This is a genomic window from Pseudalgibacter alginicilyticus (assembly GCF_001310225.1).
Classification (GTDB): Bacteria; Bacteroidota; Bacteroidia; order Flavobacteriales; family Flavobacteriaceae; genus Pseudalgibacter; species Pseudalgibacter alginicilyticus.
In genome coordinates, this window is the sequence record NZ_CP012898.1 from 2,719,623 (window position 1) to 2,738,248 (window position 18,626).

The following is an 18,626-nucleotide window of genomic DNA, read 5'->3' on the forward strand; positions in this document are numbered from 1 at the left end:
AAATGTATAAAAATTGCGTTGGACAGTTAATAAAAAGCCAGATTCTAAAAAACTTAAAGTGCTGCAAGATGCACTTCAGGTAGATGAAATCATAGCATCACTTTTGGTGCAGCGTGGTATTGAAACGTATGATGAAGCCAAAGCTTTTTTTAGACCGAGTTTAAAAAATTTGCACGATCCCTTTTTGATGAAAGGTATGGCTAAAGCCGTGGCTCGTATAGAAAAAGCCATAGCAAATAAAGAAAATATTCTTGTTTATGGAGATTATGATGTTGATGGCACAACATCTGTTGCTTTATTATCATCATATTTAAGAACAAAATACAGTCTTGTTCAAACCTATATACCTAACCGATATGATGAGGGTTATGGTATTTCTATGAAAGGTGTAAAATATGCTTATGAATTTAATTTCACGCTCATTATTGCTTTAGATTGTGGTATAAAAGCAATTGATAAAGTTGCCTATGCAAAAGAAAAAGGTATTGATTTTATTATCTGTGATCACCACAGACCAGGTATTGAAGTTCCTGATGCTGTTGCCGTATTAGATCCAAAACAAGATGATTGTAATTACCCTTATAAAGAACTTTGTGGATGTGGTGTAGGTTTTAAATTGATTCAAGCATTGGCATCAAAAGAAGGAAAAACAATTGAAGATTTAGTAGAGTATTTAGATTTGGTTGCCACAGCTATTGCTGCGGATATTGTTCCTATTACAGGAGAAAATAGGGTTTTAGCGTATTATGGATTAAAAATTATTAATAGCAGCCCACGTCCAGGAATAAAGGCGATTATTGATTTGGTAGAAAAAGAGGAGTTAACTATTACCGATGTAGTTTTTATGATTGCCCCAAGAATTAATGCAGCAGGCAGAATGGAGCATGGAAATTATGCGGTAACTTTGTTAACCGATATGGAATATGATGAGGCTTTAAAGCATGCTGCTGAAATTAACCAATATAACATTGATAGACGTGAAGAAGATAAAAAAACCACTGAAGCGGCTCTTCTGCAAATTGAAGAACAAAACGAACAGAAACAATTTACTACTGTTGTTTATGATGAAAATTGGCACAAAGGTGTTATTGGTATTGTGGCTTCTAGATTAACGGAAACCTACTATAGGCCTACTTTAGTATTTACTAAAAGCGGACAAAAATTAGCAGCATCGGCACGTTCTGTTAGAGATTTTGATGTGTATAATGCCTTAGAAGCCTGTGCTGAGCATATTGAGCAGTTTGGCGGGCATAAATATGCTGCGGGTTTAACGTTAGATGAAGAAAATTACCAAGCTTTTAAAAAAGCCTTTGAAGAAGTAGTTTCTCAAACTATTGATAAAAAGTTACTCATACCAGAAATAAAGGCAGATGCCGAAATAGATTTAAAAGATATTACGCCAAAATTTTATAGAATATTAAAACAATTTGCTCCTTATGGGCCTGGTAATATGACCCCTGTTTTTGTAACTAATAATTTAATAGATACAGGCTATGGAAAATGTGTAGGAGCAGATAAAACACATTTGCGGATTAATGTTACTCAGCCAGATGCAGGCAATATGGTTGCTATTGGTTTTAGTATGGCTGATAAATTTGATTTAATTTCTGAAGGAAAACCATTTAGTGCCGCCTATTCTATTGATGAAAATGAGTGGCGGGGTGAAGTCTCACTTCAACTTAAATTAAGAGATATAAAAGAAGCTAAAACGGATATCCAATAGCAAAATTAAGAATGGGGTTTTTTAGGTCAAAATAAAAACGCTCTCCTTCAGGTAATGACGGGTCATGAAAAGGGGCTGCTAAATCAAAACGGATTACAAAGTTTTGAATGTCTATCCGCAATCCTAAACCAGCACCTATTCCTAATTCATTTAGGAAATTACCCGAAAACTTATCGTCACCATTAAAAGTAGAGTTTTCTTTTGAGTTCCAAATATTACCAGCATCAGCAAATATAGCTCCTTTAAAAAATGAATAAATTGGAAATCGGTATTCCAAATTAGCTTCCAATCTAATATTCCCAGTTTTGTCAAAAAAACTGCTACTATTAGTATCTGTCTCTTCGCTATAAGTTCCAGGTCCTAAGGATCTAATTTTAAAGGCACGAACACTATATGGGCCACCAGAGTAATATTGTTTTACAAACGGTATAACATCAGAATTACCATAAGCCATTCCGTATCCTGCAAAAAGTCTTGATGCTAAAATGTGTTCATTACCAAAGTTAAAATGATAATGTAGATCTATATCCATTTTAGCATATTGCGCGTATTCCAAACCTAAAAAAGTTTTTGGTTCGTTATCCACTTCTTGTTTCCCAAATAAACCTATAGAATTTCCAGCAATATCAAATGTTGTGTTTAAATAAAATTGATGTTTTTTTTGTTTGTCTACCAAACCGTTATAGGTGAAGGAGTAGGTAAGTCCTGAAATGAATTGTTGCTCAAAGCTGCTTTCTAAAAATGGATTATTATTTAAAATGTTTTCAAATTCTGTTGTGGTATTTGTTAATTCGGTGTAATTAACAGAAATAGGGTTTATTTCATGAGTTATAAATCTATTGGCATTCCAGGTATATCCAAAAAGAGCTGTTCCAGATAATAGTGTATACAGTTTGCTTCTATTAAGATAATTAACACCAATTGACATTTTAGTTTTTGGAATGGCATATTCAAAAAAATCTTCATTTATTTTTATAGGGAACAGCACTCTCGGAAAAATTAGTTCAGTTTTTAATCCTAATTCTAAGCTACTTTTTCCTGTATTATTTTTACCTCCTAATTGTGTTTCATATCCTGCACTTGCTGAGGAATTTAAAGTTTCTCCACCACCAAATAAATTTCGGTTGCTAAAAGTAAGTGATAAACCAGGACCAGTAAAACTATTAGATTTGGTAACTAACTGAAGTTCTGCACGTAGTGCACGTTTACTTAATGGAGATAAGTAAATATTAGTTTCTAATATACCTAAACTATCGGTTGCCAAAGAATCTACTTCCTTATATTGAATGTTTACATATTTGTATGCTCCAATGGTAGACAAGCGCCTTGCGGTGTTTTTAGATGTTTCTGGATCATAGCGTTCACCTTCTTTTATTTTAATAAATGGATCCAGGTATTTTGGTTTGAAAACAATCTCTTTTTGAATAAAATTTTTATGGTTATACCGAATAGGTTTTAATTGAACAGAGTCAGCCATATCATAATCTGTATAAACATTGACTTTACTGATTTTATAAGGAATAAGACTTTTTTTAGGTACATCTTTTTTTAGTTTTAAAAATAGATCGAATCGCTTATTGTTATATCTATTGGTATCGGCTTCAAAAATTAAAAAGCTGTCGTCAAAATTATAAAATCCCTTTTTCTTAAGGTTGAAATCTATTCGTTGTCGTTCCATTTTCATGCTATTTAAATCAAATCGCATGTCTTTTATAAAAGGCGTTTCAGCAACTAAATTTTTAACTTCAGTATGTATAGTGTTTGGCATAGAATCTATTTGATACTTTGCCATTAGGTATGGTTTTGGTATTTTAACTGAATAGTCAATGGCTGCCTTTTTTTCTTTTTCATTAAAGTTTGATGAAGTGCTACTGTAGAAAAACCCTCTGTTTTCCAAACGATTCAGTAATAAATCCTCTACTTCATAAGTTTTTACATCAGATAGGTAAATAGGCCTTTCCCCTAATTTTTTATATAACCATCGATTGATAAAACCAGATTTTTCTTTTTGATTTTTATAGTAATAATATAAGCCTGTATAAATGCCTAAAAATTTTTTATTGGGCTCTGGTAGAAGTACAGATTCTAATTCTGCTTTTAAGGCGTCTTCATTTTTTATAATAGAATCTGAAATAATTTCAAGGGAAGCTCCTGTGTATAAGCGCTCATCTTCAGGAATGTATTTGGAAACACTGCACGAATATAGTCCTTTAATTAAAATGAGGATAACAAATATGTATTTAACATTCGTTTTCAAGTATATAATTTTAGTTTTTTTGTTCACGTATTTTATTAGATTCTTCGGCTTTTTTGTTTGCTTTTGCTTCTTCTTGCTTTTCTTCTTCGGTTTTTGATGTTAATAAAGCTTCCCAAAGCGCTCTAAACTTATTAAATTCCTGTGTAAAAATTACAGAAATTCCGCTGACAATTGTTTGTCCATCAATAACGTTTTCAAATTCATTTTTTCTAAACCCTTTTAATCGATACCGTCCATTTTCAGAAAGCAAATATTCAATACTTACATTGCCAATAAGTGGTGTTTCTTCATCTGTGGAACTGCTACCCTGAATATCAACCTCACTACCTACACGTACAATTAAACGGTCATTGAATAGTTTTTTTTGAGCAGCAATATCCAATTGGGTGCGATCTTCTGGGGAGTTGCCTTGATAATCAGTATAACTATCTAAACCAAAGTCAAGCTCAAAACCTGTTTGACCTAATAATTTATCCGAAAAAATATTAAGTTGGTCAGACACGGCATCGTTTAAATTATCACGAGCTATAGAAGCCACTCCTCCCGTACTACCATCACTTCCTGAATCTGGATAAAAGCGATTAAGAACTAATAGAGAAAATACTTGTCTATTCAATTCATCTTCTTGTTGATTGAGTTGTTGTACCCTTCCATACACCTGTCCACCTATGGCGCCTTGATCTTCCTCTGGCATATCCAGATTAAAATTTATTTTAGGTTCCATTAATTGCCCATCAATATTCAAATACACATAAAAAGGAAGTACTTGACGAAATTTGTTGCTGGACACATTGTCGTTAGAATATATTGGAGCCATTAAAGTAGATGCAGAGGCATCTACCTCATAAAGCGCTTTAATATCCATTTTGGCATCAAATGGATCGCCTGACCAAGTCACGCGACTCCCGCTTTCCAAGTTGAATTTTCTATTTACTAAATTGTATAAGTTCAATTCATAATGTCCCGTTTCAACTTCATATATACCTGCAAGTGTCATATTTCCGTTAGGGTTCATTTTAAAATTAAAATCTCCTTCACCTGACACCTTAAAGTTATCACCTGTTTCCTCATCAATTAAGAGTGTAAAAGCAGCTTCTTTTCCTATTTTTAAAGAGGTTGTAATATCAAAGCCTTTGATAGTGGCTGTTTTTTCTTCAGTTTGGGTTAAAATAGCATCTGGATTTTCTCTATTTACAAAAAGAACAACGCCATCGCGTTCTTCAATATTTACTGAGGCTGAAGGTAATACATAAGTAATATCAGTTTCAGAATCCACAGTAACATTCATATCAACTTTTGGTATTTGTAGGTCGCCTAAAATGCTAGCATCTGCATTAAAACGTGCTTTACCGTATAGAAAATCATTATCTTCTTTTGTAGCGTTGATGAATTGGAAATCATTGGCTTTAAGCTTTAAATTGAAGGTCGGATTGATAAACGATGCCGTGCCTATTTTACCTGATAAAGCAAAGGTATTTTTGTTTACATCACTGATGGTAAAATTATTCATGGAAACGCCAGTATTGTTAATATTTAGAGTTTCATTAGCCAATGTAAAACCTGTATTGAACTTGGAGAGTTTAAAATAGGCATTATTAAAATTTAGTTTCCCTTCATAATTTGGTTGTTCTGTTGTTCCTGTTAATTTGAAATTTCCTGAAAATGTACCATCAGCTTCTGAAATATTGCTTTGTGAAAATCCAGTTAATGCTTTCATATTAAACTGGTTAATATCGAGGTTTAAATCTAAATTGGCTCCTGTTTGACGGGCTATATAACCTCCTTTTAAATCCAAATTAATTTCGCCACCTTTTAATTTCGCATTAAAATCATAACTTTTACCACCAAGTGATTTGGCATCCAACTTCAAGGTGCCTAAATTTACTTCCATAACCTTTAACTGATTAACCGATAGATTAGCCAAAACTCCTGTTTCCTGAAAAGGAGATTCGATTATAAAATCACCTTGTAATATGCCTGTTGCTAATTTTGTTTTTGGATTTAAATAATCTAAAATTTCACTTATTTTAAAGTTAGTATAAGTAATGGCTATATGATTTTTTGAAACATTGGATAATTTGTCAGTAATTTCAATAGATTGCTCATTTTTATTGATTTTGAAGTTGCTGAATGCCAGCTTTTTGTTATCTGTAAAAATTAGTTCATTGTTAGCAGGAATGGACCAATTTTCATTATTTAAAATTAATTTTTCAGGTATTACATGAAGATTCAATTTTTCGCGATTACCTGTAATGTTTGCATCTACATACATCATTTGAGTATTATCACGAAATGCAGAAATATTTAAGTCCAATTTATTGTTAGATTGATTGCCCACAATAGTGGTTTTTGGAATATTTAGAGGTCCTGCAAGTATGTTTTTAAATCCAATGTCAAACGTAAATTTTTCATTATCTGTATCCATAGAAAAAGCAAGACTGTCTAATACCATACCACTATAATTAATATGCGGAACTTCAACATTAGCTTTTAATTGGCGTGCTTTTTCATTAAAATCTATTGCCAAGTTGATGGTATCTAAATCTTTGGCATTCACTAAAAATACATCATTTAAAATGGGAGCTTGATTGATATGTCCGCGTAATTTTAAGTGTACAGGCTGGCTTAGACGGTCCGAAATTTTTTGGTCGCGATAAAAATAGCTTGCTATATGATTTCGTAACGCTTTGCTGAATTTTTGGGGTTCGGCATTTGATTGTAAAATCATATTTATTAATTTGTTTTTTATAGATACAGAAGTGGTGTCTTTTCGAATATGTGCCATAGCATTTACACGGCCTAAAAGGTATGTTTTATTGTCATAAACCACCACCCCGTCGTTTATTTCTGTGGTAATATCATAATTGGTACCATTGCCTTTAAAGTCGGTTTGAATGTTCATGCTTGTTTTAATATCGCGTTGCATGATACCAAGTGTTTGTAAATTAGCTCCAATAATATTTAATTTTATGTGGGCTTCTGGAGCCATGGAATCCAAAATTAATTTTGCATTTAAATCTGCATTAAGGTTTGAGTCTTTATAATTTGAGGTAATGATTCCTCTACCATTTTTAATATTGCCTATTAATTTTAAATCATTAACATCATAATTATTATATTTAAAGTTAGAAATCGTAGCTTCCAAATTAGCATTTAGTGTATTAATGTTTTTGCCTTTGCCTTGAGCTTTTATAGTTGTATTTAATGGGCCTAATTGTTTGTTTTGCAACAGGTCATCCAATTGATAATTTTCTATTGAAACATCGGCAGTAAACTCTAAGTCGTTAGCGTTTTTAAGATGCCCTATTAATTTTGCAAGTCCTTGAGAGGTGTTCAATACGGCGTTTGTATATATATTGTTTAATGCGCCTTTAATTTCACCTGTAAGTTTTAGATCTTCAGGAAGGCGAACACCCGTTTCTTTTTCATTTACAAATTTTGAAATATCAGAACGTTTTGTAATAGCATAAAAATTAGGAATATTAAGTTGAAGACTATCTGTATTGGTAGCATTTTGAATGTTTCCATTGGCTGAAAATTTAGTAGAGTTGCCCCAATTGGCTTTTATGCTTGAAATTCTGATTTTAGAAAGGTAGCCATTGGCTTTTATATTGCCAGTAAAAGGTTTAGAACTTAAGGAGTCAAGTATTGCATTCTTTTTTAATTCAGGTTGAAATAGAAAAATATCATTAATATCAATTTTAAAATTTGGAATATTTAAATCTATTTTTGATGTTTCTGGCGCTTTCATCAAAGAGGAAAGTGCTGAATATTCTAAATGCAAGTTGGCTTCTAGGTTGTTATTGTTGAGAGCTGTTTTTAGATTTTTTAGATTTAAAGTTTGATCTGAAACACTAAGAGAAAGGCTTAAGGCTTTTAAGTCTAAACCAGAATTTTCTTTGATTGAAGTGTTTTCAATATGTAATTTGGCAGTTTTATCTTTTAGAATGATATTATTTGCTAAAAAATTAAGATCGGTCCACACCATGGCTTTAGGGTTTAAAGACCCTGTGTTAGCTTTTTCATCATCTACAAAATAACTAAAAGCTATATTTTGAAAATTGATGTTGTTAACCGTTATTTTTTGTTCGGGCCATTGAAAAGCATTGCTGGTTTCTTCAGGATTATGTGAGGCTAAATTCGGATTGGATTTCGTATGTAGTACGAAGGAAGAATTTTTTAAACGAATGTCATCTAATTTAAATGTATTAGTTACCAAATTTAGGCTTGGTATTTCGGCATAAAAATCTTGGATATTTGCCTTAGCAGCTATATTATCTCCAAATGATTTATAATCTGCAAGCACATTGTTCATTTTCAGTTTTTCAATGACTAAAACTGGTAATTTGGAAGCCGAGGAATCGGCAACTTTTGGAACTTGTTTTTGGATGAATTTAATATTAGAATCGGTTAATTCTATTTTAGATGTTTCAAAAAACATCTGTTCTAAATCGGTTTTATCAAAGTCTGCTTGTAACTTACCTATTTTAAATTGACTATTGGTGCCAATTACATTATCGTCAAAAACAATATCTAAGTTTTTAAAATTCAGATTTCCTAAAATAATTTTTAAAGGTGTTGAGGTTGAGTCTGTTTTTACACTTGTAGTGTCTGTAGAAGCAAAAGCATCTATTAAAAACTGAAAATTATAACCATCAATAGTATCTTTTCTTATTATATTGGCTCGTAAGCCTTCCCAATATAACGCATCTACACCAACACCTTTACCAGTCATCATGGTCCAAAGTGGTACATTGGCTTCTAAAGATTTTGAGTAAACAAGGGTGTCTCCTTTAGTGTCTTCCAAGTATAACCCATTGAGTTGGATATTGCCATTAAAAGTGATAAAGAGTTTTTTAAGGACAATTTTGGTGTGTGTTTTATTGGAAACAAAAGCAACAGCCTTATTCACAATAATATTTTGGCCCCAGGGGCTTCTAATAAACAGTAATATTAAAAACAACAATACAAGGATTCCTAAAATAATCCTTGCAATTATTTTAAGAGCCCTGTGTTTCTTCTTTTTTGGAGCATTTTTAGAATCAGTGCTTTTAATCACGTTGTTTTTTTATAAGTAAATACCAAATAGTATTGGTAATGACAAATTTAAGATATTAAGATACGATATTATTGATGACATTCATTTTATTAATAACTCATTTAATCATGAAAACGATGAATTTATGCGTATTTACTTTAAATTAAAATAGTTGATTATTTAAATAGAAGTGTGACTAATTTAAAGTATAAGAGAAGAATTATTCTTTGAATGTTTTAAGTTCAAAATGGTTGCCGTCAAAAATGCCGTAAGTAAAATATTGAATCCAATCTCCCAAATTGATGTATTTGGATTTTGGATTGAGATCTATATTTAAGGGTAGATGGCGGTGGCCGAATACAAAATAATCACGGTGTTTACTTTCTAATTTACGTTTGCAATAAAGCACCAGCCATTCGTTGTCTTCACCAAGGAATTTAGCATCATCATCGCCAGAAATAAGTTTATTTTTTACGGACAAATGTTGTGCCATTCGTACACCTAAATCTGGATGCAACCAACGGAATAACCATTTGCAAAACGGATTGGTAAATACTTTTTTCATGCGTTTATACCCTTTGTCGCCGGGACCTAAACCATCGCCGTGACCAATAAAAAAGGTTTTGTTATTAAAAGTAAATTCCTTGGGTTGGTGAAAAACGGGAATGTTTAGTTCATCTTCAAAATAGCCATTCATCCAAAGGTCATGATTGCCTACAAAATAATAAATAGGAATGCCAGAATCTGATATTTCGGCGAGCTTACCAAGGGTTCTTGTGAATCCTTTTGGGACTACAGTTTTATATTCCATCCAAAAATCGAACATATCACCCAACAAGAAAATGGCGGCAGCATCTTCTTTTACTTTGTCTAACCAAGCCACGAACTTTTTTTCGCGAGGGAAAGAAGCTTCTTTTGTAGGTGCACCAAGATGATTATCGGATGCGAAATATATTTTTTTTCCTTTTGGAATTTGCATGCGTAAATATACTAATTCCTGCCCATGCAAGAATGTTTGGTTTTGTATTTTATCGATTGGTGTTTTTTTGTGTCAGTTTAGTATGTAATTTGATTTTGAGAAAATTTTCAATCCTTTTTTTAGTAACCGATAAAGTTTGTTAAAATGGACTTACTCTTTGCTTTGTATGTGATTAAATATGAATTATATAAAAAAGAAACAGACTCAAAGAAAATCGTTAATGAAGTTTATACTAAATTCTATGAATTTAATAATAATACTGATTGGACAGCGGAGTATGACACTTTTTTTGCAATAGTATACTCAATTTGAAAGTTACACAATCGTATTACTTGCCATCTTAATTAAAAGTAATATTAGGTTGTAAATTATTCAATTAAAATAATATTATCTTTATCAATTTTCTTAAATATTCTAAACCTTTTATGTATGTTCATCATCCAACTTTTTACTTATGAAGGTAAGAACAAATAGAAAAATAACAATGTTATTGTTGGTTCCGCTTTTTATTAAAAAATTTTATACGGAGATATAAATAGTAGTATACAAATACCATGTATATTTTAGAATAAGACATATGAAACAAAAATTTCCATTTATATATATTATTTTGATTTTTATAAATACTCTTTTTGTACTAAAGTATACTAGTAGAATAGATGTGTTTAATGAATATTTGGTAGCCTTAGTTTATGTATTGATATTATCAATAACAAGTCTTGTTTATGTAAAAATAAACTTGGGAAAATATTACAAATTACTGTATGTTTTTACGTCTATACTTTTTTTTGTTTTTACAATTTATTTAAATATTAAAGTTGATGGTAATATTCTTATGGTTGATAGGTGGTCTGCAATGGATGTTGCAATAGAAGCACTATTAAAAGGAGATTATCCATATTCTGCAACAGATCATTTAAATGGACGAACATCTAATTTACCTACTCTTATTTTTATTGGAATACCATTTTATTTCATTGGAAGTGTAGGTTTTCTTCAGTCATTTGCATTTTTAATCTTTATTTATACAACTTACATAACATTTGATAATTATAAGGATAAATTATTTTGTCTATTTCTTTTAATATTATCACCTTCATACCTTTGGGAAGTTTATGTCAAAAGTGATTTGATGTCTAATTTCATTTTCATTTTATCATTCATGATTTATATAAAAAATAAAGTTTCAAATAAGAAAAGTATCAATTATTTAGCTTTATCTTTTTTTTCAACTGCGTTAATTATGACAAGAGTTATTGCAGTTATTCCAATTTCATTATTAGTGTTTAAATATTACTACAAGTATTCAATTCGGAAAAAAGTTTATTTTACTTTGGTATCTTCATTAACTATAGGATTATTTTCATATATATGTTTTCACAATGTTAGTAGTTTGGAACACTTTAAATATCATAATCCTTTTGATTTACAAAACAGACAGTTACCTACAATATTAAGCTTTATTTTGATTTTAGTTCCCTTAATATACTCTTATAGGATTGAAAGTACCATCTCATTAATTAATTCAACTATATTTTTTCTGTTTCTCCCTGTCTTTATTGCATTTATGCTTTCAGTTTTGAATCATGGTTTTTATTTAACTGTTTTTAAATCATACTTTGATATAAGTTACTTTAATATAATTTTGCCATTCCTTTTGTTTTCTATAACATTTAATTATAAAAACATACTATTGCAGCAAAGTACAGAGGCTAACAATAAGTAAAAAATGCAGTAATTTTTACTAAGCAATTTCTATATGTGTTACCATAAGATTAAATTTGATTTAATAGCTTATCAAACACTGTAATAATGCGTCTTTTACTAATAATATACTTGTAAGTGTTCAGTAAGCCTTATATAGTTAGTGACATTGACACATTGAAAAAATGGATTTCTCTACTTTACTTATCATAGTTTTATTTCTTATCAACCTTAAAAACTTTTATATTGTAGAGGTTTTTTTAACATAATTGAATAGTAATGATATGATTTTTAGTATTTTATACGCTTGTACCATTCAAGAAAAACAAAGTAATTTTGATTTTTTAAAATACATTAGTAACTATAATCACTAAGGATTGAGTCATTACTGAGTTCCTTGGAATGAGTGATTTGTGTAAGCCTTGTATCCTGAATTGGTTCGGGATACAGGTAACGTGCTAAATATTATCATAATTATACCACTCGGCAAAAGACGAATCGGTTTCCTGCAATTTTAAAGAGTGCAAATCAATATGTGCAGGGAGGCGTTTTTTAATTTTTTTAGCAAAATCGATTACCATCATTTCGCTGGTGGGTTGATAATCTACTAATAATACATTGTGCCCGCGATCTTGTAGCTCTTTAGCAAGTTCTACATGTGGCGTATTTTTGTTAAAAACAGTGGCGTGGTCAAAAACATTAACAATTTCTTCTTTTACAATTTTTTTTAGGTCGCCAAAATCGATTACCATGCCATATTTTACATTGGTTTTATCTGAAATGGGAACACCGATAACGGTTACTGATAATTTGTAGCTGTGGCCGTGTACATTTTTGCACTTACCATCATAGCCGTATAGTGCGTGACCGGACTCAAAAGAGAATTGTTTTGTGATGCGAATGTGGTTCATTTTGAAGAGAAATTTATAGTGCAAAGATATTCATTTTGTAAATGCAATTGGTTTTTAGATTACATTTGCGCACTTTTGTCCATTTTGGACTTGGTTTTTAATCTTTTAGGAGCTATGAATCCACTTTTTGAAGCCATTAATTTTGTAGAAAATGCTCTGTATGAGCAGATAATTTCTGATATTGGGAATCAACAATATAGTATTATTGATAATTTTTTCACTTCGGAAGAGGTCCATATATTAAGGCAAACGCTTATAGAAAAACATGAGGAAGATGCTTTTAAAAAAGCAGCTATTGGCAACAGGGTGAATGAAACCATTGTAAAATCTATTCGCGGTGATGTTATTTTATGGATAGACGAGCGTAATGCTGATGCTAAAGAATGTTTGTTTTTTGATAAAATAAACGATTTGGTAGCCTACTTAAACAGAACTTGCTTTTTGGGTATTTTAAACAAAGAATTTCATTATGCTTTATATCCTAAGGGAACTTTTTATAAACGCCATATTGATACGTTTCAGAATGATGACAGACGAAAATTATCTTTTGTTTGCTATTTGAACGAAGATGGTTGGTTGCCAGAAAATGGTGGTGAATTGGTGTTGTATTTAACTGAAAAAGAAAAGGAGGTTGAAAAAACAATATACCCCTTTCCAGGTCGTGTGGTGATTTTTGAAAGTCAAATTATTGAACATGAAGTAAAACCGGTTAATAAAGAGCGTTTAAGTATTACTGGGTGGTTAAAAACCAGATGATTAACGTTTTTTTCTTCTATTTACCACGTAAACAATGATTAAAACTAAAGCTAAAATTAGAAACAAACCGTTTCCACTTAAAAAAGACATAATATCCATGTTTTATAATTTATCGTTTTTATTTTTGTTGTATCTATAAATAAAATAAGCCAAAAGAACAAGTATTACAAATGGCAGCATAGACCCAATAAATACACCTATTTCGTATGCATTATTAGGAGCATTTTGTATTTTTTCTTCAATGGTATTTTCTTGGAAAAAAGTTAAGAATAAACTCATTATAATTTGTGTTACTTATTTTGGCAATTTAGAGTCAAAGTTAATTTTTTCTGAAAGAGGAATAAATATTTTTCTGAATTTTATAATTAAAGGAATGCCTCGCGCTAAAATCCAAAATGTTAGTGCTGTAAAAATACCATGTAATTGATAGCCTAAAAAATCCATAAAAAATAAAATAGGTATAAACACAATACCTGTTGAAAACAACAAAACATTTCTTAAAAATTTCATTTTCCCTAAACCTTTAAACATGCCATCAAAAATGAATGCTAAAGCACAGAAGGGTTGCATAGCAAGAATCATCCAAAAAGAATGATAAAACAGCGTAAGAACCTCAGGTTCTTTTGAAAATATTCTACCTATTGGGTAATAAAATACAAAGCCTACAATTGCTAAAATAAGACCTATTGTAATGCCATAAGTAATTAACTTATTGCTTAATGATATGAGAACATGATAAGCTTTCGCTCCAAATAATTTTCCTGATAAAATATTGCCTGCACTAGCATAGCCATCGACGAAAAATGCAGCAAAAAACCATAAATTTATACAAATGGTATAAGCAGCAATATGTGCAGCACCATACCCTGTAGCAAAACGCGTAGCAAAATAAAGAGTTACATTAAGTGCTACTGTTCTCACGAATAAATTTAGAATCATTAAAACGAATCTTTTTATTTCAGAATTAAAAGGAAAACTAAGTTTTAAAGGTATATCTGTTTTTTTTAGTAAATAATAGGTTGCTATAATAGCCATCAAGCATTGCGCTATTAAGCTTGCGTACGCTGCACCTTGTATATGCATAGCAGGAAGATAGTTGCTTATGCCAAACACTAAAATATAATCTAATACAATGTTTGTAATGGCCCCAATAATAGCAATGATCATGGGGTAATAAGTGTTCTGTAAACCTCTAAAAACGCCAATAATTGCGATGGTATATAATGTAAATGGAAAACCAAAAACGCGAATTTTATAATACTCTGTACAATAATCTAATATTAAATTTGAAGCATTATACAGTTTGAAAATAGCCGAAGCAATAGGATAGGTTCCAATAATTATTAACAGACTCAAACTTGTAATAATGAAAATGGCTTGTGCAGGTAAATTTTTAATTGTATCAATTTTGTTGGCACCAACATATTGAGAAACTATGGATGAAATTGCACTTCGGGTCTGGCCAAGAACCCATATTAACATAGATATGAATGTGCCCACAATACCAACTGCAGCCAGGGATTCGGTAGCATTTATTGGAATATTTCCAACAATGGCGGCGTCGGTTAATGATAAAATAGGTTCTACTATACCTCCAATGAGTGCTGGAATAGCAAGTTTATTAATTTGTTTTAAAGTAATATTTGTGTTCACATATTCGATTTAGAAGATTTTATACTTAAAAATGGAAAAATAATGTAATTTTGAAAAAAATAGCACTATTATTTATATGATTTTATGTGTTTTGACTAAACAAGAGGGGATGTAGCTCAGTTGGCTAGAGTGCTTGACTGGCAGTCAAGAGGTCGTGGGTTCGAATCCCATCTTCTCCACTTTTAAATAAAAGGTTTTAGGATTAAACTTCTGAAACCTTTTTAATTTTAAAGGTAAATATAGAATTTAATCAATTTTATACAAATTCGTTTGAATTTAGAGACTCAAAATAAACATTAGAAAAATAGCTCTAATCACTAAATACTTTTTTCATTTAAAAAGGGTTCCACTTTGAAACAAAGTAGAACCCTTGATAATTTTTATTTACACCCGTTATTGGGTGGTGTTATTTTTTTTGAGTTAGAATAAAAGAATAGCGATATTCTTTATCTGATAATTTATATTCAGGATGTGTGTGTGCTCCCCAACTATTGTCTCCACCAACACCCATTTGTTTATAATCAATATTTAATGAAACTAAATCTCTTGGAACCACATCGGTGGTATGCCTATTTTTAACAGTATCTCCATCTCTGTGTCTCCCATCGGTTCTCTCTAACGATTCAAAATCTTCCATGATGTTATGATGCGCACTTACATCAATTGTAGGTAGACCTTTTATAATAATACCTTTACCTGTTTCATCGGTTAAACTTACCCAACGCGTGTCTGATTTATTACCATTTTCTTGTGGTCTAATATAAGCCCAGTATTGATCGGCAACACTGCCTTCATAAGTGCCAATTTTTGCTCCAGATTTTCTATCCCAATAGCTTTCATGTGGCCCTCTTCCATACCATTTAATTTGGTTTAAATTATTATTTAAAACGATGTTTAAACCAACTCGAGGTAAATCTGGTAACTTGTTGTTAGCTTTAATTAGTTCATTTTCAACTAATATTTTTCCATTTCCGTTTATGGTATACTTGGATGAGAAGGCACCCATATTTTCGTTTAATTCATTAATTAAATCGTAGTATACCGTTACAACGGCATTGGCTCCATCCATTTTAGAATTAATACTGGTAAGTGTTCTGTTTTTACTTACGTAACGCCAGTCTTTACTTCTTTTATGAAGATCATTACCAAAGTCGTTATCAATTGGTGCTCTCCAAAAATTAGGTGTAAACCCAACATTTTCGTGGATTATATTGTTAGCGTCTCCAAAATATAACTCCGTCATTATACCAGTTGATGTATCAAAAACAACTTTACAATCTTTACTACTTATTTTAATTGAATTTTCATCATTAGCTATTACTACTTTTGATGCTTGTTCAAGTTTAAAAGTATTGTTTGGAGTGTTTATTTCAAATTGTTCCCAAGCAATTTCGTGGTTGTTAGGTACTAAATTTTTCTCTTTTTTCGTGGTTGCAGAGATGGTTATAATGACTTCTTCCGATTTTGTTATTTCTGGATATGTGATTTGTACTATTTCAGATTCTGTAGGTGCAAGGTTTAAAGTTGGAAGATTTTCTTTTGCTACAATTTCTCCATCAGACATTATTTTATATGAAAAATTATATTCATTTAAATTTGTAAAATCAAATTCGTTTGTAATTTGAAATTTTCCGTTTTTTAAATCAATAGCTTTAAATTGAATATTTTGGTGTACTTTTTTCACTTCAAATAACGCAGGTTTAGGTGTTCTGTCTGGATCCACCAATCCATTTAAACAGAAGTTGCCATCTGAAGGGACATCTTTTGGACCAAAATCGCCTCCATAAGCCCAATATTCTTCACCATCTTCAGTTGTTTTTATCAAACCTTGGTCTACCCAATCCCAAATAAAACCACCTTGCAAAACGGGATATTTTTTCATCGTATCCCAATATTCTTTTAAGTTTCCTACACTGTTACCCATGGCATGTGCATATTCGCATAAAATATAAGGCCTGTCGTTATGGTTTTGTGCATATTCTTCTAATTTTTCAATGCCTGCATACATGGGAGCAACAATATCTGTGTTGCTTTGTAAACCGGCTTGTTCGAACATGACCAAACGTGTTTTGTCTCTGTTTTTTATCCACTCATAAGCTTCAAAAAATACGTGTCCATTTCCACATTCATTACCCATTGACCACATAATAATTGATGGATGATTTTTGTCTCTTTCAACGGCTCTTTTTATTCTATCTAAATGCGCGTTATTCCATTCTGAACGATAAGCAACGTGCTGAATTGTGTCAAAGCTTCCTTGATGTTCAGCTCCCATAGCATGAGACTCTATATTGGCTTCATCAACCAGGTATAAGCCATATTTATTGCATAGTTTATAGAACAACTCTGGTTGAGGGTAGTGGGAGGTTCTCACAGCGTTGATATTAAACATTTTCATGGTTTTAATGTCTTTAATCATGGTTGCTTCATCTATATAATGACCAGTTCTATCATGATGTTCATGAAGGTTTACACCTTTTACATATATCGCTTTTCCATTTACTAAAAGCTGTCCATTTTCTACAACTACATTTCTAAATCCAACTTCGGTACCAACAGTTTCTATTAAAGTATTGTCTTCTGTTTTTAATTGAATAATTAGGTGGTATAAATAGGGATTTTCTGCATTCCACAAATGAACATTTGGAATGTTTTTTTTAAATTTTAATGTTGTTTTTCCAGACGTTACATTTTTTGATGCTGAATACACTTCTTTTTTGTTGCTATCTAATAAAATAGTTTCAACAATATAATTTTCATTAGCTTTATTTTCTAATTCAATGTCTACATTAAAAATGCCATTTTTGTAAGAAGTGTCTAAATTTGCTTGCGACCAGAAATCTTTAATATGTGTTTTATTTCTTTCTAACAAATAGACGTCTCTTGTAATGCCACTTAAACGCCAAAAGTCTTGATCTTCTATGTAACTACCGTCTGACCATCTATACACTTCAACAGCTAACAGGTTTTTACCTTTCTTTAAGTATTTTGTAATGTTAAACTCTGCGGGGGTTTTACTCCCTTCGCTATAACCAACTTTTTCTCCATTTACCCAAACGTACATAGCCGAACTTACAGCGCCAAAATGTAAAAAAACGTCTTTAGAACCGAGAGCGTCAATATTAAAATAGGTGCGATATGAGCCTACCGGATTATAATGATCTTGAATTTTGGGTGGTGTTTTTTCATGAGGATATTTTACATTGGTGTAAATTGGCACATCAAAACCTTCTAATTCCCAATTTGCAGGAACTTTTATGGTTTTCCAATCGGAAGTATCGTAATCTTCTTTAAAGAAATAATAAGGTCTGTCGTCTGGTTTAATAGCTAAATTAAATTCCCAATTTCCATTTAACGAGGTATAAAAAGGAGAGTTTTTTACATTATCAGTTATTACATCATTAGTGTTTAAATAGGGAATGAAGTAAGCTCTTGGTTGTTCTTTATTTATACCAAAAACAGCAGGATTTTCCCAATCATGAACCTCTTGTTCTTCAAAAGGAACATCGGCATATTTATGATTTTTATTACACGAACTTATCAGGATTAAAAGTATAGCGATGTATGTTAGTTTCATTTTTTATAGTATCAATGTTGGTTATAAT

At 31.2% G+C, this 18,626-nt stretch carries 10 protein-coding genes and 1 tRNA gene; 4 read left to right on the forward strand and 7 right to left on the reverse strand.

Going from position 1 to position 18,626, the window contains the following annotated elements; genetic code table 11:
• The first annotated feature begins 13 nt into the window (after positions 1 to 13).
• Positions 14 to 1,723 (forward strand): single-stranded-DNA-specific exonuclease RecJ, encoded by a 1,710-nt coding sequence (gene recJ / locus APS56_RS11285; protein WP_054728162.1) that lies wholly within the window; start codon positions 14 to 16, stop codon positions 1,721 to 1,723.
• Here recJ and tamL read toward each other — a convergent pair.
• The 3 genes from tamL to APS56_RS11300 form a co-directional block, all read right to left on the reverse strand.
• Positions 1,704 to 3,980, reverse strand: a complete 2,277-nt coding sequence (gene tamL / locus APS56_RS11290) for a translocation and assembly module lipoprotein TamL (protein ID WP_054731355.1) — start codon at positions 3,978 to 3,980, stop codon at positions 1,704 to 1,706. The two genes, recJ and tamL, sit on opposite strands and share 20 nt — an antisense overlap.
• Positions 3,981 to 3,990: 10 nt before the next feature.
• The gene (locus tag APS56_RS11295; RefSeq protein ID WP_236778414.1) at positions 3,991 to 9,039 is read right to left on the reverse strand and encodes a translocation/assembly module TamB domain-containing protein; all 5,049 of its coding nucleotides are present in this window, start codon (positions 9,037 to 9,039) and stop codon (positions 3,991 to 3,993) included.
• Between the two features lie 199 nt (positions 9,040 to 9,238).
• Positions 9,239 to 9,997 (reverse strand): UDP-2,3-diacylglucosamine diphosphatase, encoded by a 759-nt coding sequence (locus APS56_RS11300; RefSeq protein WP_054728165.1) that lies wholly within the window; start codon positions 9,995 to 9,997, stop codon positions 9,239 to 9,241.
• A 577-nt stretch (positions 9,998 to 10,574) separates the two neighbouring features.
• Between APS56_RS11300 and APS56_RS11305 the strand changes: the two genes are divergently transcribed.
• Entirely contained in the window at positions 10,575 to 11,723 is a 1,149-nt protein-coding gene (locus APS56_RS11305) for a hypothetical protein (protein WP_054728167.1), read from the forward strand.
• 436 nt (positions 11,724 to 12,159) lie between these two features.
• On the opposite strand, the gene APS56_RS11310 is transcribed toward APS56_RS11305, so the two are convergent.
• Entirely contained in the window at positions 12,160 to 12,612 is a 453-nt protein-coding gene (locus APS56_RS11310; RefSeq protein ID WP_054728169.1) for a 6-pyruvoyl trahydropterin synthase family protein, read from the reverse strand.
• Positions 12,613 to 12,726: 114 nt separating this feature from the next.
• Here APS56_RS11310 and APS56_RS11315 point away from each other — a divergent pair, with 114 nt between their 5' ends.
• A complete protein-coding gene (locus APS56_RS11315; RefSeq protein ID WP_054731358.1) occupies positions 12,727 to 13,368 on the forward strand; it encodes a 2OG-Fe(II) oxygenase in 642 nt (213 codons plus the stop codon).
• A gap of 102 nt (positions 13,369 to 13,470) precedes the next feature.
• Here the strand turns inward: APS56_RS11315 and APS56_RS17040 are convergent, their stop codons facing one another.
• On the reverse strand, positions 13,471 to 13,647 hold the full coding sequence (locus tag APS56_RS17040; protein ID WP_169786438.1) for a hypothetical protein: 177 nt from the start codon (positions 13,645 to 13,647) through the stop codon (positions 13,471 to 13,473).
• A gap of 15 nt (positions 13,648 to 13,662) precedes the next feature.
• A complete protein-coding gene (locus APS56_RS11320) occupies positions 13,663 to 15,021 on the reverse strand; it encodes an MATE family efflux transporter (RefSeq protein ID WP_054728171.1) in 1,359 nt (452 codons plus the stop codon).
• Positions 15,022 to 15,126: 105 nt separating this feature from the next.
• On the opposite strand from APS56_RS11320, the gene APS56_RS11325 reads away from it, so the two are divergent.
• Positions 15,127 to 15,200 (forward strand) — tRNA-Ala (locus tag APS56_RS11325).
• A 227-nt stretch (positions 15,201 to 15,427) separates the two neighbouring features.
• Here the strand turns inward: APS56_RS11325 and lacZ are convergent.
• Positions 15,428 to 18,598 carry a beta-galactosidase, LacZ type gene (gene lacZ / locus APS56_RS11330; RefSeq protein WP_054728172.1) on the reverse strand — a complete coding sequence of 1,057 codons (3,171 nt, stop codon included), beginning with the start codon at positions 18,596 to 18,598 and terminating at the stop codon, positions 15,428 to 15,430.
• Positions 18,599 to 18,626: the final 28 nt, after the last annotated feature.